We start from the raw sequence: 23,376 nt of genomic DNA, 5'->3' as shown, positions 1-23,376 counted from the left end.
ACCAGCGGCGCGCTCGCCCATGTTTGCGCTGGATCAAAAGAAACCGAGAGCGTTCGGGCTGTAGCTCACCAGGAGGTTCTTGGTCTGCTGGTAGTGGTCCAGCATCATGCGGTGGTTCTCCCGCCCGATGCCGGATTGCTTGTAGCCGCCGAAGGCCGCGTGCGCCGGATACGCGTGGTAGCAGTTGGTCCACACACGCCCGGCCTGGATGCCGCGGCCCATGCGGAAGGCACGCGCGCCGTCGCGGCTCCATACGCCGGCGCCGAGGCCGTAGAGCGTATCGTTAGCGATCTCCAGCGCCTCGTCCTCGTCCTTGAAGGTGGTCACCGACACCACCGGGCCGAAGATTTCCTCCTGGAAGATGCGCATCTTGTTGTGGCCGGCGAAGACCGTGGGCTTGACGTAGTAGCCGGTGGACAGGTCGCCGCCCAGCGCATTGCGCTCGCCGCCGATCAGGCATTGCGCGCCTTCCCGCTTGCCCAGGTCGAGGTAGGAGAGGATCTTTTCCAGTTGCTCCTGCGACGCCTGCGCGCCGATCATGGTGGTCTTGTCGAGCGGGTGGCCCTGCTTGATTGCCGCCACGCGCTTGAGCGCGCGTTCCATGAAGCGTTCGTAGATGGATTCCTGGATCAGCGCGCGCGACGGGCAGGTGCAGACCTCGCCCTGGTTCAGCGCGAACATGGCAAAGCCTTCCAGCGCCTTGTCGAAGAAGGCGTCGTCTGCGGCCATCACGTCTTCGAAGAAGATATTGGGCGACTTGCCGCCCAGCTCCAGCGTCACCGGGATGATGTTCTGCGAGGCGTACTGCATGATCAGCCGCCCGGTGGTGGTCTCGCCGGTGAAGGCGATCTTGTTGATGCGCGGGCTGGACGCCAGCGGCTTGCCTGCCTCCAGGCCGAAGCCGTTGACCACGTTGAGCACGCCCGGCGGCAGCAGGTCGCCGATCAGCTCCATCAGCACCAGGATCGAGGCCGGGGTCTGCTCGGCCGGCTTGAGCACCACGCAGTTGCCGGCGGCCAGCGCCGGCGCCAGCTTCCAGGTCGCCATCAGCAGCGGGAAGTTCCACGGAATGATCTGGCCGACCACGCCCAGCGGCTCGTGGAAGTGATAGGCCACGGTGTCGTGGTCGATCTCGGAGATGCCGCCTTCCTGCGCGCGGATGCAGCCGGCGAAGTAGCGGAAGTGATCCACCGCCAGCGGCAGGTCGGCCGCGGTGGTCTCGCGGATCGGCTTGCCGTTGTCGATGGTCTCGGCCACCGCCAGCGTGACGAGGTTGGCCTCGATGCGGTCGGCGATGCGGTTGAGGATATTGGCGCGCTCGGTGGTGGAGGTGCGGCCCCAGGCCGTCTTGGCGCGGTGGGCGGCGTCGAGCGCGGCGTCGATGTCCTTCTGGTTGGAGCGCGGCACGCGCGTGAACGGCTTGCCGGTGACGGGCGTGATCGCCTCGAAATACTGGCCGTCGACCGGGGCCACCCAGGCGCCGCCGATATAGTTCTCGTACTGGTCCTTGTAGGGATTCGCAACGCCCAGCTGGGCGATTTCCGCCATGTCCATGTCTCGCTCCGTTATTTGATTTCGCTTGGTTCCGTGCGATGTCGAAAGGACAGCGCACCGTGCGGCGATGCCGCGCGCACGGCCCCTTATCCGCAAGAGGCATGCCCGGCGAGCGGCGGCGCACGGCGGCGGCGAAAGGCAGGCAAAGACTGGCCGGCGGCCGGCTATGCCAGCCGCAGCCGATGTGTCATGCGCGGCGCAGGTGTGCCAATCTGGAACAGTGTGTGACAGCGTGTGGCAGGGTGACACGCTGCGCGCAGGCCGGCCTTGCTAGCTTCCGCTGGCGTGGATCAGGAATTCGCGCAGCGCGTCGGCCGGCGCATCCAGCTTGCGTCCCGGCTGCCACAGCAGCCCGACCTCCATGTCCGGCACACCGTCGGCAATCGGCCGGGCCTCGATCTGGCGGCCTTCGAGCGACCAGGGCCGGTACACCATGTCGGACAGCACCGTCACGCCGAAGCCGTGCGCCACCAGCCCGCGCAGCGCTTCCATCGAGCTGGTGCGGAAGGCGATCGACGGCGCCAGCCGCTTGCTGCGCCAGTAGCGCAGCGTGGCGCGCTCGCTCTCGTCCACGGTGATCAGGATATAGGGGTGCGCCGCGATATCCTTGAGCGTCAGCCTGGGCAGGGCCAGCAAGGGGTGCGACGGCGAAGCCCACAGCTGGCGCCGCGAGCGGATCAGCGTGTGATGGGCAAAGCGCTGCAGTTTCTCGATGTTGGACAGCAGGCAGATGCCAAGCTCGATGTCGCCGGACAGCACGCCCTGCTCGATGCCGGGGCGGTCCATGTCGTGCAGGTCGAAATCGATATCCGGGTAGTTGGTGCGAAAGCGCGCCAGCAGGCCCGGCAGCAGGTAGCCGAGCACGGTGTACGACGCTGCCAGCCGCACCGTGCCGCTGAGATTGTGCGCCTGGAAGCGCGGCTCGCGCAGGGTGTCCTGCACGGCGTCCAGTATCTCGCGGGCGCGCTGGTGCAGGCGGTGGCCCTCAGGCGTCAGCGTCACCCCGTGGGGCAGGCGGTCGAACAGGCGCACGCCGAGCTGCTGTTCGAGCATCAGCACGGCATTGGTGATGGCCGACTGCGACACATGCTCGGCGGTAGCCGCCATCGAGAACTGGCCGGTTTCGGCCGCCGCCGCGAAGTAGCGGAACTGCCGCAGCGTGATTTCCTTGGCCAGGCGCGGCGCGCTGTCCTGTCCCCCGGTGCGGTCCTTCGGCATGGCATCTCCTTTTCCTGCACGGCTGGTGGCGCCGCTGGTGGTGAAAGTGGCGCTTCGGCTTTGCGTCTCCGGCGCTACGGGTTAACGCTCGCTATCCGATTTTCAGATACCTGCTCTCTGAATTCATGATTTTACGATATCGAGCGGCCTTCCTACACTCAGCGCAGCCCCTGAGAGCACACGGAGACAGCATCGATGAATGCACCCCTATCCCCCGACCTGCAAGCCGCGCTGGCGTCCCTCGATAGCGTTTCGCTGGACGACAAATACACCCTCGAGAAAGGCAGGGTTTACCTGAGCGGCACCCAGGCGCTGGTGCGCTTGCCGATGCTGCAGAAGGCGCGCGACCGCGCCGCCGGCCTCAACACCGCGGGCTTTATCTCCGGCTACCGCGGCTCGCCGCTGGGTGGCGTGGACCAGGCGCTGTGGAAGGCCAAGAAGCACCTGGCCGCCAGCGACGTGGTGTTCCAGCCCGGCGTCAACGAGGACCTGGCCGCCACCGCCGTATGGGGCTCGCAGCAGGTCAACCTGTTCCCCGGCGCCACCCGCGACGGCGTGTTCTCGATGTGGTACGGCAAGGGCCCGGGCGTGGACCGCTCGATCGACGTGCTCAAGCACGCCAACTCGGCTGGCTCGGCCACGCACGGCGGCGTGCTGCTGCTGGCCGGCGACGACCACGCGGCCAAGTCCTCCACCGTGGCGCACCAGTCCGAGCATGTGCTGATGGCTGCCGGCATTCCGGTGCTGTATCCGTCCGACGTGCAGGAATACCTCGACTACGGGCTGCACGGCTGGGCCATGAGCCGCTACTCCGGCCTGTGGGTGTCGATGAAATGCGTGACCGACGTGGTGGAGTCCAACGCCTCGGTGGAGATCGATCCCGAGCGCGTGCAGATCAGGCTGCCGGAAGATTTCGCCATGCCCGAGGGTGGTCTCAATATCCGCTGGCCGGATGCGCCCCTGGTGCAGGAAGCCCGTCTGCTGGACCACAAGTGGTACGCGGCACTGGCCTATGTGCGCGCCAACAAGCTTAACCGCGTGGTGCTGGATTCTCCCAATGCGCGCTTCGGCATCATGACCGCCGGCAAGGCCTACCTCGACGTGCGCCAGGCGCTTGCCGACCTGGGCCTGGACGACGACACCTGCCGCCGCATCGGCATCCGCGTGTTCAAGGTGGGCTGCGTGTGGCCGCTCGACGCGCATGACGCGCGCGAGTTCGCCACCGGGCTGGAAGAAATCCTGGTGGTGGAAGAAAAGCGCCAGATCCTCGAGTACGCGCTCAAGGAAGAACTCTACAACTGGCGCGACGACGTGCGCCCCAAGGTCTACGGCAAGTTCGACGAGCGCGGCAACCACGGTGGCGAATGGTCGGTGCCGCGCGGCAACTGGCTGCTGCCGGCGCACTATGAACTGTCGCCGGCGCTGATCGCCAAGGCCATCGCCACCCGCCTGGAAAAGAGCGACCTGCCGTCCGACGTGCGCGAGCGCATCGCCGCGCGCCTGGCGCTGATCGAAGCCAAGGAGCGCGAGGCCGCGCGCCCGCGCATCGCGGTGGAGCGCAAGCCCTGGTTCTGCTCGGGCTGCCCGCATAACACTTCCACCCGCGTGCCCGAAGGCTCGCGCGCCATGGCCGGCATCGGCTGCCACTACATGACGCTGTGGATGGACCGCAATACCGACACCTTCAGCCAGATGGGCGGCGAAGGCGTGGCGTGGACCGGCCAGATGCACTTCACCGGTGAGAAGCATGTGTTCGTCAACCTCGGCGACGGCACCTACTTCCACTCCGGGCTGCTGGCCGTGCGCGCATCGATCGCGGCCAAGGCCAACATCACCTACAAGATCCTGTTCAACGACGCCGTGGCCATGACCGGCGGCCAGCCCGTCGACGGCGTGCTCACGGTGCCGCAGATCGCCCACCAGGTGCAGGCCGAAGGCGCCAGCAAGATCGTGGTGGTGACCGACGAGCCGGAGAAATACGGCGACGGCGGCATGCTGCCCGGCGGCGTAAGCGTGCACCACCGCGACGCGCTCGACGAAATCCAGCGCCAGCTGCGCGATACCGCCGGCGTCACCGTGCTGATCTACGACCAGACCTGCGCTACCGAAAAGCGCCGCCGCCGCAAGCGCGGCACCTATCCGGATCCGGCCAAGCGCGCCTTTATCAACGATGCGGTCTGCGAAGGCTGCGGCGATTGCTCGGTCAAGTCGAACTGCCTGTCGGTGGAGCCGCTGGAAACGCCGCTCGGCACCAAGCGCAAGATCAACCAGTCCTCCTGCAACAAGGACTTCTCCTGCGTCAACGGCTTCTGCCCGAGCTTCGTCACCGCCGAAGGCGCGCAGGTGAAGAAGCCGGCCGCCGCGGGCGGCAAGGGGGCCGGTGCCGATTTCTCGGCGTTGCCGCTGCCGGCGCTGCCGGCGCTCGAGCGCGCCTACGGCGTGCTGGTGACCGGCGTGGGCGGCACCGGCGTGGTCACCATCGGCGGCCTGCTCGGCATGGCGGCCCACCTCGAAAAGAAGGGCGTGACCGTGCTCGACATGGCCGGCCTGGCGCAGAAGGGCGGCGCCGTGATCAGCCACGTGCAGATCGCGCCGACCCCGTCCGCGCTGCATGCCACCCGCATTGCCATGGGCGAGGCGCGCCTGGTGATCGGCTGCGATGCCATCGTCTCGGCCTCGCCCGAAGTCCTGTCCAAGACCCGGGCGGGCGTGACGGCCGCCGCCATCAACAGCGCCAGCACGCCCACCGCCGAATTCATCCACAACCCGAAGTGGAAGTTCCCCGGCGCCTCGGCCGAGCAGGACCTGCGCGCGAGCGTGGGCGATGCCTGCGCCTTTATCGATGCCAACGCCTGGGCCGTGACCTTGCTGGCCGACTCGATCTACTCCAACCCGCTGCTGCTCGGCTTTGCCTGGCAGAAGGGCTGGATCCCGCTGCAGCGCGAGAGCCTGGTGCGCGCCATCGAGCTCAACGGCGTGTCGGTGGAGAAGAACCTGCTGGCCTTCGACTGGGGCCGCTACCTGGCCCATCACGGCGAAGCCGCGCTCAGCGCGCAGCTCAAGCCCGCGCCGCGCGCGCAGGTGGTGGCGATGCCGGAAACGCTCGACGGCGTGATCCGCCAGCGCGAAGCGATGCTGACGGCCTACCAGAACGCCGCCTATGCGGCCCGCTACAGCACGGTGGTGGAGCGCGTGCGCAACGCGGAGAAGGCGCTCGGCGCCGGCAGCCGCCTGCTGCTCACCGAAGCGGTGGCGCGCAACCTCGCCAAGCTGATGGCCTACAAGGATGAATACGAAGTCGCGCGCCTGTATGCCGACCCGGCCTTCCTCGACAAGCTGCGCACCCAGTTCGAAGGCGAACCCGGCCGCGACTACCAGCTAGGCTTCCACCTCGCGCCGCCGCTGCTGGCAAAGCGCGACGCGCACGGGCACCTGGTCAAGCGCCGTTTCGGGCCCGGCATGCTGAGCGTGTTCCGTCTGCTGGCACGCGCCAAGGGCTTGCGCGGCACCGCCTTCGACGTGTTCGGCAAGACCGCCGAGCGGCGCGCCGAGCGCAAGCTGGTCGCCGACTATATCGGGATGACGGAGGAACTCTGCGCTTCGCTCGACGCCGGGCGCCTGGATACGGCCGTGGCGCTGGCCAGCCTGCCGGACGATATCCGCGGCTTCGGCCACGTCAAGGAAGCCAATATGGAAAAGGTGGCTGCGCGCCAGGCGACGCTGCTGGCGCAATACCGCGAGGCGGGGGCGCGGGTGGCGGCCTGAGCGGTGGCGGGAGGCACAGCGGCCGGCGCATGGTGCGCCGCCGCCATGCCTGTCGCACCATACCGCTTCAATTTTCGGGCTGTCGCAGTCGCGGTACGCGGAGACAAGCTGGCCAAACCTTCAACGCCTCGTCCCCGCTTCCTGCGCGACGCGGCTGACCGAAAGCCCCCTCACCGCGGCTGCAACACAATAATCGCCATCCCCGCGATCGCCACCGCGACCCCGGCAATGTCCCAGGGGCTCGGCCGCACGCCATCCACCAGCCACAGCCAGGCGATCGCCACCGCGATATAGACCCCGCCATAAGCCGCGTAGACCCGCCCCGACGCGTCCGGATGCAGCGACAGCAGCCACGCGAACAGGGCCAGCGACAGCGCGCCGGGCAACAGCACCCAGGCGCCCGCATGCTGGCGCAGCCACAGATACGGCAGGTAGCACCCGAGGATTTCGGCGCAGGCGGTGATCAGGTAGAGGCCGAAGATCTTCATGCCGCCGGTTCCGCCGCCGGCATCGGCGCGGAGGCGGAGGGTGAGGCGCGCGTTTGCTTCGCCCGCTTGCGCGCCGCCGGCTTGCGCTTGCCGCCGCCAAGCTCCCCACCCTGATAAGGCACCCGCCCGGACGGCACCACGGCGGAGGCCAGTTCCACATGGCCCTCCTGGTCGTCGAAGAACATATGCGCGCCGAAGGCCTGCAGCACCTGGTCCTTGGGCAGGCCGCCCAGGAAGAAGGCTTCGTCGATGCTGACGTTCCAGGCGCGCAGGGTGTGCACCACGCGCGTATGGGCGGGGCTGTTGCGCGCGGTCACGATGGCGATCCGCACCGGGCTCTGGCCGGGCTGGAAATGCGCCTGGATCTCGGCCAGGCGCAGCAGCAGCTTGGCGAACGGGCCTTCGGCCATGGCTTTGTGGCGATGGCGCTTTTCGTTCTTGATAAAGGCTTCCAACCCCTTTTGCTTGAAGATCTGCTCGGACTCGGGCGAGAACAGCACGGCGTCGCCGTCGAAGGCGATGCGGATCTGGCCAGCCGGGGCGCGGTAGGCGGAGGGTGCGTCGTACAGCTGCGCGGCCGCCACGCCGCCGTCGATGGCGGCCTGCACGTCGGCGGCTTCGCGCGACAGGAACAGGTCGACCTTGAAGGCCTGCAGGTAGCGCGCGATCGGCTCGCCGCCGGTGAAGGCCGCGCGGGTGATGTCCAGCCCGTGGGTCTCGATGGCGTTGAAGGCGCGCAGCCCGGTGTCGGGCGAGTTGCGCGAGATCACCACCACTTCCACCAGCCGCCGCCCGGGGATCAGGCTGTTGAGTTCGAGCAGGGCCTGCACCAGCGGAAAGGCGGTGCCCTGCGGCAGGGCTTCGTCCTCGTGCTGGCGCTGGTAGGCGGAGTAGGCCGCCACGCCCTGGGATTGATAGATACCGTTCTCGTGCTCGAGGTCGAACAACGCCCGGGACGAGATGCCGATGACGAGTTTGTCGGTGAGATCGTAGGCCATGTGCGCGAGTATAAGGGCGCGCGCACGCAGCGCGTGCGGCAGCCGCCCGCGCTGCATGCCGGTGCCATGGCCAGGCAATCGACGGAGAATCGCAACCTGCAATCGCCGGCCGGCGCCGCCTCCCGGGCGGGCGCGTCTCTTATCCTGCGGCACGTCATTCCGGCATTTCCAGGCAGGGCGGCATGGACATCGCGAAATCGTGTAACTACCGGCATGTTCCACTGCCATCTCGCGGCCTGGCACGTCAATTCGGCAGCTTCTGCGGCACCCCTCTCCCTACAATGAAATCCTGCATGCGAGGTTCCTCCGGGCCCTGTCGGGGGAGGGAGCCTGCGCTGAGGCGATGCGCCGCCGTCGACGCCGTCGCCCGCCACGAAACGACGAATGCCCACGGAGATAGCCATGCACGCCCCGCAACAAGCCGCAGCCACCGATCCCGCCCACGGCGACGACACCGACCACGAGGAAACCCGGGAATGGCTCGATGCCCTGGCTGCCGTGGTCCGCGCCGAGGGCGCGCCGCGCGCGCGCTTCCTGCTGGAGCGGCTGGCCGAGCACGCCAGCCATCTCGGCCTGGGCCACCGCGCGCATCCCTACTCCGCCTACCAGAACACCATCGGCGTGGGCGAGCAGCCGCGCTACCCGGGTGACCTGGCGATGGAACAACGCCTGGGCTCGATCATCCGCTGGAACGCGCTGGCCATGGTGGTGCGCGCCAACAAGGCTTACGGCGAGCTGGGCGGGCACCTGTCGAGCTACGCGTCGGCGGCCGAGATCTTCGAGGTGGGCTTCAATCATTTCTTCCGCGCCGACGATGGCGGGCGCAAGGGCGACCTGGTCTACTTCCAGCCGCACTCCGCCCCGGGCGTCTATGCGCGCGCCTTCCTCGAAGGGCGGCTGTCCGAGGCCCAGCTCGCAAGCTACCGACAGGAGACGGGCGGCGGCGAAGGTGGCGAAGGGGGGCTTTCCTCCTATCCGCATCCCTGGCTGATGCCGGACTTCTGGCAGTTTCCGACCGGCTCGATGGGCATCGGCCCGATCAGCGCGATCTACCAGGCCCGCTTCCTGCGCTACCTCGGCCACCGCGGGATTGCCGACACTGCCGGGCGGCGCGTGTGGGGCGTGTTCGGCGACGGCGAGATGGACGAGCCGGAATCGCTCGCCGCGCTTTCGCTGGCCGCGCGCGAGCAGCTCGACAACCTGACCTTCGTCATCAACTGCAACCTGCAGCGCCTGGACGGCCCGGTGCGCGGCAATGGCCAGGTGATCAACGAGCTGGAGGCGCTGTTCGCCGGCGCCGGCTGGAACGTGGTCAAGGTGGTGTGGGGGTCGGAGTGGGACGCGCTGTTCGCGCGCGATACCAGCCACGCGCTGCTGCGCCGCTTCGCCGCGATGGTGGATGGCGAATACCAGAACCTGGGCGCCAAGGACGGTGACTACAACCTCGCCAACTTCTTCAACCGCGATCCCGAGCTCAAGGCCCTGGCCGCCAGCATGAGCAGCGCCGACATCGACGCGCTGCGCCGCGGCGGGCACGACTTGCGCAAGCTCTACGCGGCCTTCCGCGCCGCGCAGGAACACCGCGGCGCGCCCACCGTCATTCTCGCCAAGACCAAGAAGGGCTTCGGCATGGGCGAGGCCGGCGAATCGCGCATGACCGCGCACCAGCAGAAGAAGCTCGACGTGGACGCGCTGCGCGCCTTCCGCGACCGCTTCAACCTGCCGCTGGACGATGCCGCGGTGGAGGCGCTGCGCTTCTACAAGCCGGCCGAAGACAGTGCCGAGATGGCTTACCTGCATGCGCGCCGCCAGGCGCTCGGCGGCTACCTGCCGGCGCGCGCCCGCACGGCGCACGCGTTGCGCATGCCGGACCTGATGCAATACGGGCGCTTCGCCATGGAGCCGGACGAGCGCGCGGTGTCCACCACCACCGCGGTGGTGCGGCTGTTCACCAACCTGATCAAGGACAAGGAAGTCGGCCCGCGCGTGGTGCCCATCGTCGCCGACGAGGCACGCACCTTCGGCATGGCCAACCTGTTCCGCCAGATCGGCATCTACTCGCCGATGGGTCAGCTCTACGAGCCGGAAGACGCGGGCTCGATGCTGTACTACAAGGAGAGCCAGCAGGGGCAGCTGCTCGAAGAGGGCATCACCGAGGCGGGCGCGCTGGCATCGTGGACGGCGGCGGCCACCTCCTACAGCGTGAACGGCGTGGCCATGCTGCCGTTCTATATCTATTACTCGATGTTCGGCTTCCAGCGCGTCGGCGATCTGATCTGGGCCGCGGCGGACCAGCGCGCGCGCGGCTTCCTGATCGGCGCCACCGCCGGGCGCACCACGCTGGCCGGAGAGGGCCTGCAGCACCAGGATGGCACCAGCCAGCTGATCGCCTCCACGGTGCCGAACTGCCGCGCCTACGACCCTGCCTTCGCCAGCGAGGCCGCGCTCATCATCGATCACGGCGCGCGCCGCATGCTGGAAGACCAGCACGACGAGTTCTATTACCTCACCGTCAACAACGAGAACTACGCGCAGGCGCCGCTGCCGCAAGACGCGCACGACGGCGTCATCAAGGGCATGTACCGCTTCGGTTCGCGCGGCCCGGACAACGCGGCCGCGGCCGTCAGGCTGCTTGGCTCCGGGCCGATCCTGCGGGAGGTCATCGCCGCCGCCGAACTGCTCGCCGGCGACTGGGACATCAAGTCCGAGATCTGGAGCGTGACGAGCTTTTCCGAGCTGGCACGGGACGCCCGCGAATGCGAGCGCAGCAGCCTGTTCGCCAGCGGCGGCGAGACCGAAAGCCACCTGCAGCGATGCCTGCCCGGCGCTACGCCGGTGATTGCCTCGACCGACTATGTGCGCGCCTACGCGCAGCTGATTTCCTCTTATGTGAGTGCGCCCTTTACCGCGCTCGGCACGGATGGCTTCGGGCGCAGCGACACGCGCAGCGCGCTGCGGCGCTTCTTCGAGATCGACCGCTACCACATCGCGATCGCCGCGCTGCGGGCGATCTCCCCGGCGCTGCATGCCGAGGGGCTGGCGCGCTACGGGGCTCGCACGGAGATGGAGCCGCCCTGGGCGCGGTGAGCGGGGGCGTGCAGGGCGGTGCGCCCCGATCGTCGCATAGTGCGATCGCCGCGCGCCGATGGGCTCACGACGCGGGCGGGCGCCGGCCGCATGCGCTGGTTCCTGCCTGCGGCATCGGCTAGAGGTCGGGCACGGGCAAGCTGCCGCCAGCCTCTCCGCGAGGGTGACCTGGCTGTGCGGTGAAATATCGCTTGAGCCGCAGCAGCCTTGCTTCGAACAAGTGCCAGGTCGTGAGGCTGGCAAGCATGCAAAGCAGCAGCGAAGCCAGCATATAGGCCAGGTAGCCGGCTGAAAGCACGCTGCCGTTGTGCGGCAGCAGGCCGGACCGTGTGCGCACTAGCCATGCCAGGCCGTACAGGACCGGCGGGTGGAACACATAGAGCGAATAGCTGTATTTGCCGAACATCCGAAGCACGGGATGACTGGCCACCAGATTCAGGCGAGAGCCCGCCGGGAGCAGGAGCATGGCGGCAATCAGCAAGGCCGAGCATGCGCCGAGCGTGCTGAACCCGAACGTCTGCAATGCCAGCCCGTCGCGCTTCAGGCCGCCGTCAAGCACCACAACCAGCGCCGCGCTGATGGTGGCCAGCGCCGCGAGCCAGCGCAGGACCTGTCGGCCGGTGGGCAGCGCGAATCCACCCCGCGCATACGCAGCCACCAGCGCGCCGTACAGCAGGGGGTCGATATGCGTGAGCGTGGACACGTAGATCGCCATCTGATCCCATCCGTCCCTGATGAGAAGGAAGCGGAGAACCGGGGAGGCAACGCACAGGACCAGGGACACGACCACCACGCGCCGGGCGGTGCACAGAAACACGACCAGCGGCCAGACCAGGTAGAACTGCTCTTCGATCGCCAGCGACCAGAGCTGCGTGACAGGGACGGGCGAGCCTTCCCCGAGCCTTGCGAAGTACCAGTTCTGCATATAGCTCCAGAACCAGGCCTGCGCGTGCAGGAGATCGGCATAGTCATTGCCCGGCCGATAGATTTCCGCAAGAAACGGCCGCAACACCAGGAAAAACAGAATCAGGAAGAAATAGTAGAGCGGGAAAATCCGCAAGGTGCGCTTGGCATAGAAGTTGGCGAAGTACCGCTGCGTGCCCTTCGCGTCGAGCAATATGCCGGTGATGAGAAATCCGGATAGCGCAAAGAAGATGTCGACGCCGACCCATCCGGACGCCAGCAGCTTCACCACGATGTGGTCGAGTGTCCCCGTACCGCCCAGGGCTGCCGCGACCACGGAGTGATGAAAGAAGACCAGGAGGACGGCGACGCCTCGCATTCCATCGAGCGGACGAAGATGGCCGCCACCCAGCCGTTGTTTGAGGAGCGCTTGCGGGCAGGGAGCGTCAATGCCACTGTTCGGTTCGCCGGATGCCGGCGAACGGGGATACTCGATGTGCATCCAGGCCCCCATTCGGATGTGCTCCCCCGAGTGTAGAGGGGCCTTCCCGGCACCATCCGCCAAGTTCAACGCGCGGCACGCCGGGGCGTCAAAGGTAATATCGGGGCCGATGCAGTTCGGTGGGCCTGCGCAATGCAGCCCCTCGCGGCGCCGGCGGCACAGCGCGATGGCCCTGGCCCGCCTCCCGCAGCGGCTTGCCCCCGCGCTCAGCCGCCGCGCTTGTAGACCACGCCGCGCGGGGTGACCGAGTCCGGCGTGGGGGTCGCAGCGGCCAGCGGCTGGCTGGTTGCCGGCTGGGCGGCAGCCGCGCGCTGCTGGGCGCGCCGGGCTTCGCGGGCCTTTTCGATGACGGAGAAATCCGGGCCGGCGAAGGCCGAAAGCGAGCACGAGAGTGCCATCAGGCCGGCACCGATAAGGGCGATATTCTTCACGAGGGTTACCTGTTTGCGGTTGTTGCGTTGTCGCCCGGTGCGACGCGGCTGGCGCTGCGCGCTTGTTTCATTGCGAAGGGGGCGATCTGAAAAAGTCAGGGAGCAGCTTTTGGCCACTCCCTGCGGCCAGGGAAACATCAGCCGGGAAAGAAGTGGCCGCGCAATAAGCAGAGGAGGGAGCGCGCGGTCACTGGGTTCTGCATGATGGTTCATCTTCACTGGCGGGCACGGCGGCGTCCGGTGGTTCCGGTGCCTGGCGTGCTCGACGAAGGGCAGTGTATGCCCCGGTGTGCGATTCAAGAAACGATTAAAACCTATGGGTGCAAGTCGCTTTTTTCATGGTGGCTGGCTCGCCGGACCTGCTCTTCCATGGCCTGCAATCAGCGCTTCGGCGAGTCGCCTTCGGCTACGCGCCGGGCGATCGTTGTAGCATCGCTGCCATGGACAACCTGCTCAGAAAACTCGACCTCACCTCGCTGCGGCTGTTCGTCGCCGTCTGCCAGGAACAGAACATTGCCCGCGCGGCCGAGCGCGAGTTCATCGCGCCATCGGCGGTCAGCCGCCGCATCGGGGAAATCGAGGCGCTGATCGGCCTGCCCGTCATCCAGCGGCATCCGCGCGGCATCACGGTGACGCCGGTGGGCGAGGCCGTGCTGCGCCATGCGCTGGCCATCATCGGCAATATCGAGTCGCTCGGCGCGGAGCTGTCGCGCTTTAGCTCGGGCGCGCGCGGCGCAGTGCGCATGGTGTGCAACCTGGGCGCCATCGTGCAGTTCCTGCCGGAGGACCTGGCGGCCTTCGGGCGGGTCTACCCCGACATCGACATCGCGCTGGAGGAGCAGCACAGTCCCGAGGTCCTGCGGCTGGTGGGCGAGCGCAGCGCGGATTTCGGCATCTGCAACGCGATCCAGGGCGTGGAGCAGTTCGTCTCGCTGCCTTACCGCGAGGACCAGTTGTGCGTGCTGGTGCCGCGCGGGCACCGGCTGGAAGCGGCGCCGCAGGTGCGCTTTGCCGACCTGCTCGGCGAGACCTTCGTCGCGCTGCGCGACGAGAGCGCGCTGAGCCGCCTGCTGCTGGGCGAGGCCGCGCGGCTGAACGGCGCGCTGCGCATCAAGATGCGCGTGGCGAGCCTCGACGCGCTATGCCGCATGGTGCATGTGGGTCTGGGCATCGCTATCGTGCCGCGCCAGGTGGGCGAGCTTTACGTCAACACGCTCGATGTGGCGTGCCGGCCTCTGGTCGACGGCTGGGCCACGCGCCAGCTGGTGGTGGTGTTCCATTCGCGCGAGCATTTGTCGGCCAGCGCCGCGGCGCTGGTGGACTTCCTCTGCCGCCGTTAGCGCCGTTAGCGCGGGCGGCCCGCCGCCGGGCGAGCCGTCTCGAAGCGAGAGGGCTGTCGTGCCGATTCCATGCTATGCGCCGCGTGCGCCGCGCCATATAGTGGGCTGACCAGGACCTCGCCACGGCGACAATCAGATCCGGAGCCCCCATGATGGACGATACGATCCGCTTCGGCGGCCGCGTGCTTTACCTGTCGCAGGATCCCGCCTGCATGCGTGCCCAGCTCGAAGGCAAGGCCGTGAGCCTGGCCGACGCCGGCCCGCTGCGCGACAATGTTTCCACCGACGAGATCACGCCGGTGACAGTGATGCTCACCTACGACGAGCGCCTGGGCGAGTTCCCCTATGTGGGCTTCCAGGCCGGCGGGGAAATGCCGGTCGGCCGCAACGCCGTGCGCGACGGTGGCTTTGCGGTCACGGTGGCGGGCAAGCGCTACGGCAAGGGCTCCTCGCGCGAGTCCAGCCCGCTGGCAGAGCTGTCGGCCGGTATCCGCCTGATCGTGGCGGAGAGCTTCGAGCGCATCTACCAGCAGAACTGCGACAACATCGGCATCCTCACCACCACGGATTTCAGCGTGCTCGAGCGCGTGCTGGCCGGCGAGGCGATTCCCATCGAAGCCTTCCTGAGCGGGCGCGACGCGCTGACCCAGCAGGTGATCCGCGCCGGCGGCCTGCTGGCCTTCAGCCGCGCGGCGAGCTGGCCGGTCCCCGGCAGCATGCCCGCGGCGGCGGCGCCCGCCGGCGCGGCGCCGCGCACACTGGTGGAGAAGATCATCGACCGTCACCTGCTGCCCGGCACCCCGGGCGCCGGCCGTGGCCAGGGCGTGTTCGTGGCGGCCGACTGGCGTTTTTCCCACGACTATTTCACCGGCATGTGCGCGCACCTGATGCATCGCGCCTTCGGCAAGCCGGCCGCGCTGCGCGACCCGGACACCATCATTGCGTTCAAGGATCACCTGGTGCTGGCGGCGCAGAGCTATCCGCACGTGCGCGACGGCTTGCTGCCCGGCGTGGCCAACCTGATGCAAGGCCACGACAGCTTCGCCCATGACTACCCGGTGCGCTCGCACGGCGCGCTGCCCGGCGACGTGCCCGGCTCCGAAGGGATCTGCCACGCGCTGATGGCCGAGCAGTACGCGCTGCCGGGCCAGGTAGTGGTGGGGACCGATTCGCACACGCCGCATTCGGGCGCGCTCGGCTGCCTGGCCTTCGGCGCCGGCGCCACCGACCTGGCGAACAGCTGGGTCACCGGCTACGTGCGCTGCAAGGTGCCGGAGACCCTGCGCGTGGAAGTGGAGGGGGAACTGGCGCCGGGCGTGACCGCCAAGGACATCGTGCTCCACTTGCTGCAGATGGACGCGATCCGCTCGGGCGGCGCCATCGGCGTGGTGTTCGAGTACGCCGGCAGCACCGTGCGCGCGCTCTCGGTCGACGAGCGTGCCACGCTCACCAATATGGTGGCGGAACTGGGCGGCTTCACCGGCATCGTCGCGCCGGACGACAAGACCGTGGCCTTCCTCAAGGCGCGGCGCGGCGTGGATTTCGTCGTCGAGGACTGGATGCGCAGCGATGCCGGCGCCAGCTACCGCGACGTGATCCGCATCGATGCGGCCGCCATCACGCCCATGGTGGCGCGGCCCGGCGATCCCGGCAACGGCGTGGCGGCGCAGGCGCTGGGCGAGGCCGTGCCGGTGGATATTGCCTACGGCGGCTCCTGCACGGCCGGCAAGCGCGAAGATTTCGACTATTACCACGAGGTGCTGCGCTGGGGTCTGGAGCACGGCCTCAAGGTATCGCCACGCACGCGGCTGTACCTGCAATTCGGCACGCTGGGCGTGCGCGAGTATTGCGAGGCGCGCGGCTACCTGGAGACCTTTGACGCCGCCGGCGCCACGCTGGTGATGCCGGGCTGCGGCTCTTGCGCCAATTGCGGCCCCGGTGCGTCCACCAGCGGCGAGCAGGTCACCATCAGCGCCATCAACCGCAACTTCCCGGGCCGTTCGGGCCCGGGGCAGGTCTGGCTGGCCAGCCCCTACACGGTGGCGGCCAGCGCGCTGGCAGGGCAGATCAGCACCTTCGGGCAACTGCAGGCGCGCGCCCGCGAGGAGGCAGCGCCGGCCTAGCCTGAGTTTCACGCCACCGGCCCGCACCCGCGCGGGCCGGGTTCCCCAGAGCCGGGCAGCAGATTCCGGCCGGACCACAAGACACCGGAGACACCCATGTTCCATATCCCAAGCCGCGCCACGCGCGCGGCCGGGCGGCTGCTTGCCGCCCTTGCCCTGGCCTGCGGCGTGGCGGCCGCGCATGCCGCCGGCGCTTATCCCGCCAAGACCGTGCGCCTGATCGTGCCGAACTCGCCGGGCTCCACCGCGGACCTGGTTGCGCGCGTGGTTGCCGAGGGCATGGGGCACGATCTCGGGCAACCGTTCTATGTGGAGAACATCGCCGGCGCGGCCGGCATTCCGGGCACGCGCCAACTGGTGGGGGCCGCCGCCGACGGCTACACGCTGGCCGTGGTCTCCTCCAACCATGCCATCAACCCCGGCCTGTATCCCAACCTGCCCTACGACAGTCTCAAGGACATCAGCCCGGTGGCGCTGATCGGCACCACGCCGCTGGTGCTGGTGGTTGGCGCCGGCTCGCCGTACAAGACCGCGCAGGCGCTGATCGCGGCGGCGCGGGCGCAGCCGGGCCAGTTGACCTACGGCTCGTCGGGCAAGGGCAGCGTGCTTCATCTGGCGGGCGAGTTGCTCAAGTCCAGGGCCGGCATCGACATGCTCCATGTGCCCTACAAGGGGGTCAATACGCTCTTGACCGATGTGCTGGGCGGGCAGATCAGCGCCGCCTTCCTGGCCTCCCCGTCGGCGCTGCCGCAGATCAAGGCCGGCAAGCTGCGCGCGCTCGCCGTGAGCACGCCGGCGCGGCTGGAAAGCCTGCCGGGGGTGCCCACGCTGGCCGAGGCCGGCGTCAAGGACTATGCGTACGACGCCTGGATCGCGCTGGTCGGCCCGGCCGGCCTGCCCGTCGAGGTGTCCGCACGCCTGCAGCAGTCCATGGCAAAGGCGCTCGCCACCCCCAAGGCGCGCGAGCTGTTTGCCGCGCAGGGCTTCGTGGTCAGGGGCGCCGGCGCCGACGAAACGGCGCGCACCATCCGCGACGAAGTGGGCCGTAGCCGCGCCCTGATCAAGAGCGCATCGATCGCGGTGGACTGACGGCGGCAGGCGGGGGCCGCGCGCCGCACGCCGCACGCTGCCTCAGGCCCCCAGCACTTCCTCGCAGATCGAGAACCACGCGCGCGCCGCGTGGGACAGGTAGCGTCCCGGCGACCAGATATGCGCCAGCGCCCAGTCCATCGCGGGTTCGGTCAGGCGCGCCACGGCGAGCTTGTCGTCGAGCTGGACCCTGGCCAGCAGCGGCTGCGGCAGAAAGGTGGTGCCGAGCCCGGCCGCCGCCATCGAGGCGAGGAAATCCCAGTGCCCGCTTTGCGCCACGATGCGCGGCTCCACGCGGGCCTCCATGAAGGCCACGCGCAGCTTGCGCGTGAGCGAGAAGTCGTCGGTCAGCAGCAGCAGCGGCTCGTCGCGCAGCGCCGCCAGGCTGACGGTCTTGTTCCTGGCCCAGCCTGCCTTGCGCGGCCCTGCCACCCAGATCGGGTACTTGGCAAACTCGCGCGTCGCGAGCGCCAGGCCACTGTCGCCGGGCAGCACGGTCGCGCCGACCTCCAGTTCGCCGTTGGCCACCTGTTGTTCCACCGTATGCCCGCCATGCTCGGCCAGGCTCAGTTCCAGGTTGGGGTAGCGCTGGCGGAAGGCGCTCACCGCGGGGGTGAAGAAGAGGTTGGCCATCGGCGGAATGCCCACCGTGAGCTGGCCCCGCCCCAGCGAGGAAAGATCGGCCACCTCCAGCGTGAGCCGGTGCACCACGCCCAGCGCCTCCTGCCCGCGCTCGTAGACCACGCGCCCCACATCGGTCAGCCGTACCTGCTTGCCCTCGCGGATCAGCAGTGGCTGGCCGATCTCGTCCTCCAGCTGGCGCACCATCTTGCTGATGGTGGACTGGGTGACGAACAGGGAGGTGGCCGCCTGGGTGAAGCTCTGCAGGCGCACGGTCTCGACGAAATAGCGTAGGGCGCGGATATCGATGGGCACGGGCGGCTTCCTGATCCATGAAAAAAGCGAATGTGATCGTCAATTTTAAATCATGTTCGGAATGAGCGCCAGTTGGCTACACTTCCATTCCACCGCTCTTCTACAGGTTTGCGTCATGGCTTGGCCGAGCGCACGGCAATGGCTCTTTTCACTGAAGGCATTCGCCGCCTCGATGCTCGCGCTCTATATCGCGCTGGCGCTGGGTTTGCCCCGCCCTTACTGGGCCATGGCAACCGTCTATTTCGTTTCCCACCCGCTGACCGGGGCCACGCGCTCCAAGGCCGCCTACCGCGTGGCGGGCACGCTGCTTGGCGCCACCGGCGCCGTCGCCACGGTGCCGCTGCTGGTCAACGAACCGGTGCTGCTGATGGCTGCCATCGCGCTGTGGACCGGCGCCCTGCTGTATTTCTCGCTACTGCAGCGCACGCCGCGCAGCTATATCTTCCTGCTGGCCGCGTACACGCTGCCCATCGTGGCGCTGCCCGCCGTCAGCGAGCCCGCCCAGGTCTTCGCCATTGCCGTGGCGCGCATCGAAGAGATCGTGGTCGGCATCCTGTGCGCCGGGCTGGTCGGCTCGATCGTCTTCCCGGCCAAGGTGGCGCCGGCGCTGCGCGCCCGTTCCGCCACCTGGCTGGCCGATGCCGCGCTGTGGGCAACCGACATGCTCTCGCCCGAGCCCGACGCCAATGCCTCGCGCCACGGCAGCCGGCACCGCCTGGCCACCGACATCCTCGCGCTCGACCAGCTGATCGCGCAGCTTTCCTACGATACCGAGAGCGCCGACACATTGCGCCATGCGCGCGCCTTGCGCGAGCGCATGACCATGCTGCTGCCGGTGCTGTCCTCGCTGGCAGGATTGCTGCAGGCGCTGCGCGCCCATGCGCACGGCATGCCGGCGCAGCTCGCGCGCCAGATGGCCGACATGCGCGCCTGGATCCATGCCGGCTTCCACGGGCCGGCGCCCGCGCTCGGGCCGGCGGCCGCGCCCTGGCGCGAATACGGCAAGGCGCCGGGCTGGCATGCCGGCCTGGTGGCCACCGCCAACGATCAGCTGCGCACGCTCGCGGCGCTGTGCGAAGACTGCCACGCCCTGCAGCGCGGCATCGGCGACCAGCGCGGGGCGGGCCAGGCCGCCGCGCCGGTGCTGCGCTACCGCGCCCGCGCGGCGGACCGGGCGCACCATCACGACCACGGCATGCTGCTGTACTACGCCTGCTCGACCAGCCTCGCGGTGTTCTGCGCGGGCCTGCTGTGGATCGCCTCGGGCTGGGAAGACGGTGCCGGCGCCGTGGTGGTGGCCACCATCACCAGCTGCTTCTTCGCCACCGTCGAGGAGCCCAGGCCGGTGGCGCGCGCCTTCATGCGCTGGAGCGTGATCTGCTTCCTGGTGTCGTGCTTCTACCTGTTCCTGGTGGTGCCGCAGGCCCATAACTTCGAGACGCTGGTCGGCATGCTGGCGGTGCCCTATATGGCCATCGGCATGCTGATCTCGCGTCCCGGCTTCAACCTCATCGCCATGCTGCTGTCGGTCAATACGGCATCGTTCGGCAACTTCCAGAGTGTCTACGACGCCAACTTCCTCGGCACCTTCAATACGAGCCTGGCCAGCGTGGGCGGCATGCTGTTCGCGCCGCTGTGGTTCATGGCGACGCGGCCGTTCGGCGCGCGCGTGGCCGCGCACCGGCTGATCCGCGCCAGCTGGAAGGACCTGGCGCAAGCCGCCACGCGCGGGGAAGCGCCCGAGCAGGCCCGGCTCGGCAGCCGCATGCTGGACCGCCTCGGCCAGCTGGTGCCGCGCCTGGCGGCCAGCGACGACAAGATGTCCACCGACGGCTTCGCCGAACTGCAGGTCGGCTTCGGCGCGCTGGCGCTGCAGCGCAACCTGGCGGCGCTGCGTCCGGCCGCGCGGCGCGCGGTCACGCGCGTGCTCAACGGCGCCGCCGCGCATTTCCGCGCGCGCCTGAAAGCCGGGCACGCGATGGCGCCGCCCGAGGCGCTGTCCGCGCGCATCGACAAGGCCATCGGCGAGGTCGCGGCGCAGGCCGATGGCGTGGACGATGGCGTGGACAATGCGGCCGCCGGCGATGCGGTGCGCGAGACGCTGGCCGCGCTGGTCGCCCTGCAGGTCACGCTCTACCACGCCCAGCCGCACGCGCCCACTGGCAAGGTACCCGCGCCGCCGGCGCTGCCGCGCGCGCCGGTGGAGAAACCATGCTGAGCGCCGAGATCGATGTCTACGGCGTGTTCGTGCCCAGCCTGCTCGCGCTGATGCTGGTCAGCTTCGCCATGACCGCCTGCCTGCGCGCGCTGCTCGCCCGCGCTGGCTTCTACCGGCTGGTCTGGCACCGTTCCCTCTTCAACCTCGCCCTCTACCTGATCGTGCTCGGCGGCGTGGTCGCCCTGGCCCGCTGGCTGCAATCATGAAAATCAAGTTCCGTTTGTTGGTCCCCGTGGCGCTGACCTTGCTGGCTACGGTGGCAGCGCTGTTTGTCGTCAGGCATTTGTGGGACTACTACACCGTGGCGCCGTGGACGCGCGACGGCCACGTGCGTGCCGACGTGGTGCAGGTCGCGCCTGACGTGTCGGGCCTGGTCACGCAGATCCTGGTCAGGGACAACCAGCGCGTGCGGCGCGGCCAGGTGCTGTTCGTGATCGACCAGGACCGCTACCGGCTGGCGCTGCAGCAAGCGCAGGCCAACGCGGCCGCCTTGCGCGCGACGCTGGCGCAGGCGCGCCGCGAGGCCGCGCGCAACCACGCGCTGAGCGAGGTGGTCGCCACCGAGGTGGTGGAGGAAGGGCAGGCCCGCGTGCAGGAAGGCGAAGCGGCGCTGGCGCAGGCCGAGGCCGCGGTCGGGGTGGCGCGCCTGAACCTGGCGCGCACCAGCGTGGCCAGCCCGGTCGACGGTATCCTGAACGATCGCCTGCCGCGCCTGGGCGACTATGTAAGCACCGGCCGCCCGGTGCTGTCGATGGTCGATGCGGGCTCCTTCCATGTGGAAGGGTATTTCGAGGAGACCAAGCTGCACCGCATCCGCATCGGCAGCCCGGTAGCGGTGCGCATCATGGGCGAGCACGTCACGCTGCACGGCCACGTGCAGAGCATTGCAGCCGGCATCGAGGACCGCGACCGCAGCAGCGGCGCCAACCTGCTGCCCAATGTGAATCCCACCTTCAACTGGGTGCGGCTGGCGCAGCGTATCCCGGTGCGTATCGTGCTGGACGACGTCCCGGCCGACATGCAGCTCGTCTCGGGCCGCACGGCCACGGTGTCGGTGGCCGTGCCGCGCCAGGTCGTGGCCGCGCGGCGCGCACCCCCCGGCGACGGTGCCAGCGGGAGTGCGGCGCAATGAGCAAGCTCCGCCTGGCATGGCTGCCGGCGGTGATGCCGCTGCTGTTCGCCTGCACCACGGTCGGCCCCGACTACAAGGTGCCCGCGCACGCGATGATGCGCGCGCCCGAGGCCAATGGCCCGCTGCGGGGCACGCAGGATGCGGCGGTATCGGTGGCCGCCGTGCCGGACGACTGGTGGCGGCTCTATGACGACCCCAGGCTCGACCGGCTGGTGCGGCAGGCCCTCGCTGCCAATACCAGCGTGCGCGTGGCCGCCGCTAACCTGCGGCGCGCCGTGGCGGTCTACCACGAGGTGGAGGCCGAGAACCTGCCGCAGGCGGCGATCTCCGCCAAGGCCGAACGCGCGCAGGTGGCTGGCGAGAGTTTCCTGCTCAAGGAAAAGGTCCCGGTCTTCAGCCTCGGCGATGTCGGTTTCGCGGTGTCTTACCTGGTGGATTTTTTCGGCAAGCTCGCGCGCGCCGACGAGGCCGCGCTGGCCAGTGCCGAAGCCAGCCAGGCCGCGCTCGACATGACGCGCGTCGGCGTGGTGGCGCAGACCGTGCGTGCCTATGTGCAGGGCTGCGCCGCCACGCATGAACTCGACGTCGCCGGGCAGCAGCTTGCGCTGCAGGAGCGCGGCGCGGAAATTACCGGCAAGCTGGTCGCCGCCGGCCGCGGCCAGCCCGCCGATCTGCTGCGCGCGCGCGCGCAGGCCGAGACCTTGCGCGCCGCGCTGCCGCGCTTCAAGGCGGAGCAGGAAGGCGCCGCCTGGCGCCTCGCCGTCATGCTCGGCAAGCCACCCGGCGCGCTGCCTGAAGCGGAGTTCGCCTGCCATGAAGAGCCGAGGCTGCGGCAACCCTTGCCTGTCGGCGACGGCGCCGCGCTGCTCAGGCGCCGGCCCGACATCCGCCAGGCCGAGCGCGAGCTCGCCTCGGCCACCGCCAGGATCGGCGTGGCGACCGCCGATCTCTATCCCTCGATCCGCATCGGCGCATCCGCCGGCTTCAGCGGCATCCTCGGCGACCTCGGCAGCGGGCCCACGGCGCGCTGGGGCATCGGGCCGCTGATCACCTGGAACCTGCCGACCAACGGCGTGCGGCCACGCATTCACGCGATGGAAGCGGGTGCCGACGCCGCGCTGGCCAGTTTCGACGGCGTCGTGCTGAAGGCGCTGCAGGAAACGCAGGGCGCGCTCAGCGACTACACGCGCGAGCTGGAGCGCAACCATTCGCTGCGCGTGGCGCGCGATGACGCGCAAGAGGCCGCGCGGCAACACCGCCAGCTGTATCAGGCCGGGCGCACGCCGTATCTGTCCAGCCTCGATGCCGACCGGACGCTGGCAGCGGCAGAGGCGGCGCTGGCCGCGTCGGACAGCCAGGTGGCGATGGACCAGGTCAATCTGTTCCTGGCGCTCGGGGGCGGCTGGCAGAACAGCCCGAAGGTGGCGCAGAACACAGGCGAGCATCACTGACCGCGCGGAGGCGTTGCTGCGTGGGGCGCGCCCGGCTGCGCCGGCATGGCAGAGCCGCGGCCAATACTGTGAAAATTCCGACTGGAATGCAGAATATTAATTCATCACGGGAATGCTAGGCGATGGCTACACTGTCGTCTG

General features: G+C 68.9%; 16 protein-coding genes. 9 read left to right on the top strand and 7 right to left on the bottom strand.

Annotated elements, in window-relative coordinates; translation table 11 throughout:
* Window positions 1–33: 33 nt before the first annotated feature.
* Both adh and AB4Z48_RS13170 read right to left on the bottom strand, forming a co-directional pair.
* Window positions 34–1,554, bottom strand: coding sequence for an aldehyde dehydrogenase (gene adh / locus AB4Z48_RS13175; RefSeq protein WP_441614504.1), 1,521 nt, complete (start codon window positions 1,552–1,554; stop codon window positions 34–36).
* A 270-nt stretch (window positions 1,555–1,824) separates the two neighbouring features.
* Complete coding sequence (locus tag AB4Z48_RS13170) at window positions 1,825–2,772, bottom strand: LysR family transcriptional regulator (protein ID WP_441614502.1); 948 nt, start codon at window positions 2,770–2,772, stop codon at window positions 1,825–1,827.
* Window positions 2,773–2,967: 195 nt separating this feature from the next.
* On the opposite strand from AB4Z48_RS13170, the gene AB4Z48_RS13165 reads away from it, so the two are divergent.
* Window positions 2,968–6,537: an indolepyruvate ferredoxin oxidoreductase family protein gene (locus AB4Z48_RS13165; RefSeq protein WP_441614500.1), complete on the top strand. Its 3,570-nt coding sequence runs from the start codon at window positions 2,968–2,970 to the stop codon at window positions 6,535–6,537.
* 170 nt (window positions 6,538–6,707) lie between these two features.
* On the opposite strand, the gene AB4Z48_RS13160 is transcribed toward AB4Z48_RS13165, so the two are convergent.
* Together AB4Z48_RS13160 and AB4Z48_RS13155 are read right to left on the bottom strand one after the other, a co-directional pair.
* The gene (locus AB4Z48_RS13160) at window positions 6,708–7,025 is read right to left on the bottom strand and encodes a YnfA family protein (protein ID WP_441614498.1); all 318 of its coding nucleotides are present in this window, start codon (window positions 7,023–7,025) and stop codon (window positions 6,708–6,710) included.
* The gene (locus tag AB4Z48_RS13155) at window positions 7,022–8,023 is read right to left on the bottom strand and encodes a 5'-nucleotidase (RefSeq protein ID WP_441614496.1); all 1,002 of its coding nucleotides are present in this window, start codon (window positions 8,021–8,023) and stop codon (window positions 7,022–7,024) included. Before AB4Z48_RS13155 ends, AB4Z48_RS13160 begins: the two co-directional genes overlap by 4 nt.
* A gap of 402 nt (window positions 8,024–8,425) precedes the next feature.
* Here AB4Z48_RS13155 and mdeB point away from each other — a divergent pair, with 402 nt between their 5' ends.
* The gene (gene mdeB / locus AB4Z48_RS13150; RefSeq protein WP_441614494.1) at window positions 8,426–11,110 is read left to right on the top strand and encodes an alpha-ketoglutarate dehydrogenase; all 2,685 of its coding nucleotides are present in this window, start codon (window positions 8,426–8,428) and stop codon (window positions 11,108–11,110) included.
* Between the two features lie 118 nt (window positions 11,111–11,228).
* Here the strand turns inward: mdeB and AB4Z48_RS13145 are convergent, their stop codons facing one another.
* Window positions 11,229–12,515 carry an acyltransferase family protein gene (locus AB4Z48_RS13145; protein WP_441614492.1) on the bottom strand — a complete coding sequence of 429 codons (1,287 nt, stop codon included), beginning with the start codon at window positions 12,513–12,515 and terminating at the stop codon, window positions 11,229–11,231.
* Between the two features lie 206 nt (window positions 12,516–12,721).
* Window positions 12,722–12,946 carry a hypothetical protein gene (locus AB4Z48_RS13140; RefSeq protein WP_441614490.1) on the bottom strand — a complete coding sequence of 75 codons (225 nt, stop codon included), beginning with the start codon at window positions 12,944–12,946 and terminating at the stop codon, window positions 12,722–12,724.
* Between the two features lie 440 nt (window positions 12,947–13,386).
* On the opposite strand from AB4Z48_RS13140, the gene AB4Z48_RS13135 reads away from it, so the two are divergent.
* The 3 genes from AB4Z48_RS13135 (at window position 13,387) to AB4Z48_RS13125 (ending at window position 17,498) form a co-directional block, all read left to right on the top strand.
* Complete coding sequence (locus AB4Z48_RS13135; protein ID WP_441614488.1) at window positions 13,387–14,286, top strand: LysR family transcriptional regulator; 900 nt, start codon at window positions 13,387–13,389, stop codon at window positions 14,284–14,286.
* 152 nt (window positions 14,287–14,438) lie between these two features.
* Entirely contained in the window at window positions 14,439–16,409 is a 1,971-nt protein-coding gene (locus AB4Z48_RS13130; protein ID WP_441614748.1) for an aconitase family protein, read from the top strand.
* 96 nt (window positions 16,410–16,505) lie between these two features.
* Complete coding sequence (locus tag AB4Z48_RS13125; RefSeq protein ID WP_441614486.1) at window positions 16,506–17,498, top strand: Bug family tripartite tricarboxylate transporter substrate binding protein; 993 nt, start codon at window positions 16,506–16,508, stop codon at window positions 17,496–17,498.
* A gap of 42 nt (window positions 17,499–17,540) precedes the next feature.
* Here AB4Z48_RS13125 and AB4Z48_RS13120 read toward each other — a convergent pair whose 3' ends face one another.
* Window positions 17,541–18,434, bottom strand: a complete 894-nt coding sequence (locus AB4Z48_RS13120; RefSeq protein ID WP_441614484.1) for a LysR substrate-binding domain-containing protein — start codon at window positions 18,432–18,434, stop codon at window positions 17,541–17,543.
* Window positions 18,435–18,549: 115 nt separating this feature from the next.
* On the opposite strand from AB4Z48_RS13120, the gene AB4Z48_RS13115 reads away from it, so the two are divergent.
* Genes AB4Z48_RS13115 through AB4Z48_RS13100 form a run of 4 tightly spaced genes read left to right on the top strand, consistent with a single transcriptional unit; the run spans window position 18,550 to window position 23,235 of the window.
* Window positions 18,550–20,652 (top strand): FUSC family protein, encoded by a 2,103-nt coding sequence (locus AB4Z48_RS13115; RefSeq protein WP_441614482.1) that lies wholly within the window; start codon window positions 18,550–18,552, stop codon window positions 20,650–20,652.
* Window positions 20,646–20,858: a DUF1656 domain-containing protein gene (locus AB4Z48_RS13110; protein ID WP_441614480.1), complete on the top strand. Its 213-nt coding sequence runs from the start codon at window positions 20,646–20,648 to the stop codon at window positions 20,856–20,858. Before AB4Z48_RS13115 ends, AB4Z48_RS13110 begins: the two co-directional genes overlap by 7 nt.
* Window positions 20,855–21,784, top strand: coding sequence for an efflux RND transporter periplasmic adaptor subunit (locus tag AB4Z48_RS13105; protein WP_441614479.1), 930 nt, complete (start codon window positions 20,855–20,857; stop codon window positions 21,782–21,784). Before AB4Z48_RS13110 ends, AB4Z48_RS13105 begins: the two co-directional genes overlap by 4 nt.
* Window positions 21,781–23,235: an efflux transporter outer membrane subunit gene (locus tag AB4Z48_RS13100; RefSeq protein WP_441614477.1), complete on the top strand. Its 1,455-nt coding sequence runs from the start codon at window positions 21,781–21,783 to the stop codon at window positions 23,233–23,235. The genes AB4Z48_RS13105 and AB4Z48_RS13100 overlap by 4 nt, the downstream gene beginning before the upstream one ends.
* Window positions 23,236–23,376 lie beyond the last annotated feature (141 nt).

Source organism: Cupriavidus sp. 2TAF22 (genome assembly GCF_052115045.1).
GTDB lineage: Bacteria > Pseudomonadota > Gammaproteobacteria > Burkholderiales > Burkholderiaceae > Cupriavidus.
The sequence above is the reverse complement of the archived record's forward strand: the minus strand, read 5'-3'. Positions and strand labels throughout refer to the sequence as shown.

Coding starts and splice junctions, on each gene's coding strand:
- adh (WP_441614504.1), bottom strand. CDS start 1,554: ATGGACATGGCGGAAATCGCCCAGCTGGGCGTTGCGAATCCCTACAAG.
- AB4Z48_RS13170 (WP_441614502.1), bottom strand. CDS start 2,772: ATGCCGAAGGACCGCACCGGGGGACAGGACAGCGCGCCGCGCCTGGCC.
- AB4Z48_RS13165 (WP_441614500.1), top strand. CDS start 2,968: ATGAATGCACCCCTATCCCCCGACCTGCAAGCCGCGCTGGCGTCCCTC.
- AB4Z48_RS13160 (WP_441614498.1), bottom strand. CDS start 7,025: ATGAAGATCTTCGGCCTCTACCTGATCACCGCCTGCGCCGAAATCCTC.
- AB4Z48_RS13155 (WP_441614496.1), bottom strand. CDS start 8,023: ATGGCCTACGATCTCACCGACAAACTCGTCATCGGCATCTCGTCCCGG.
- mdeB (WP_441614494.1), top strand. CDS start 8,426: ATGCACGCCCCGCAACAAGCCGCAGCCACCGATCCCGCCCACGGCGAC.
- AB4Z48_RS13145 (WP_441614492.1), bottom strand. CDS start 12,515: ATGCACATCGAGTATCCCCGTTCGCCGGCATCCGGCGAACCGAACAGT.
- AB4Z48_RS13135 (WP_441614488.1), top strand. CDS start 13,387: ATGGACAACCTGCTCAGAAAACTCGACCTCACCTCGCTGCGGCTGTTC.
- AB4Z48_RS13130 (WP_441614748.1), top strand. CDS start 14,439: ATGGACGATACGATCCGCTTCGGCGGCCGCGTGCTTTACCTGTCGCAG.
- AB4Z48_RS13125 (WP_441614486.1), top strand. CDS start 16,506: ATGTTCCATATCCCAAGCCGCGCCACGCGCGCGGCCGGGCGGCTGCTT.
- AB4Z48_RS13115 (WP_441614482.1), top strand. CDS start 18,550: ATGGCTTGGCCGAGCGCACGGCAATGGCTCTTTTCACTGAAGGCATTC.
- AB4Z48_RS13110 (WP_441614480.1), top strand. CDS start 20,646: ATGCTGAGCGCCGAGATCGATGTCTACGGCGTGTTCGTGCCCAGCCTG.
- AB4Z48_RS13105 (WP_441614479.1), top strand. CDS start 20,855: ATGAAAATCAAGTTCCGTTTGTTGGTCCCCGTGGCGCTGACCTTGCTG.
- AB4Z48_RS13100 (WP_441614477.1), top strand. CDS start 21,781: ATGAGCAAGCTCCGCCTGGCATGGCTGCCGGCGGTGATGCCGCTGCTG.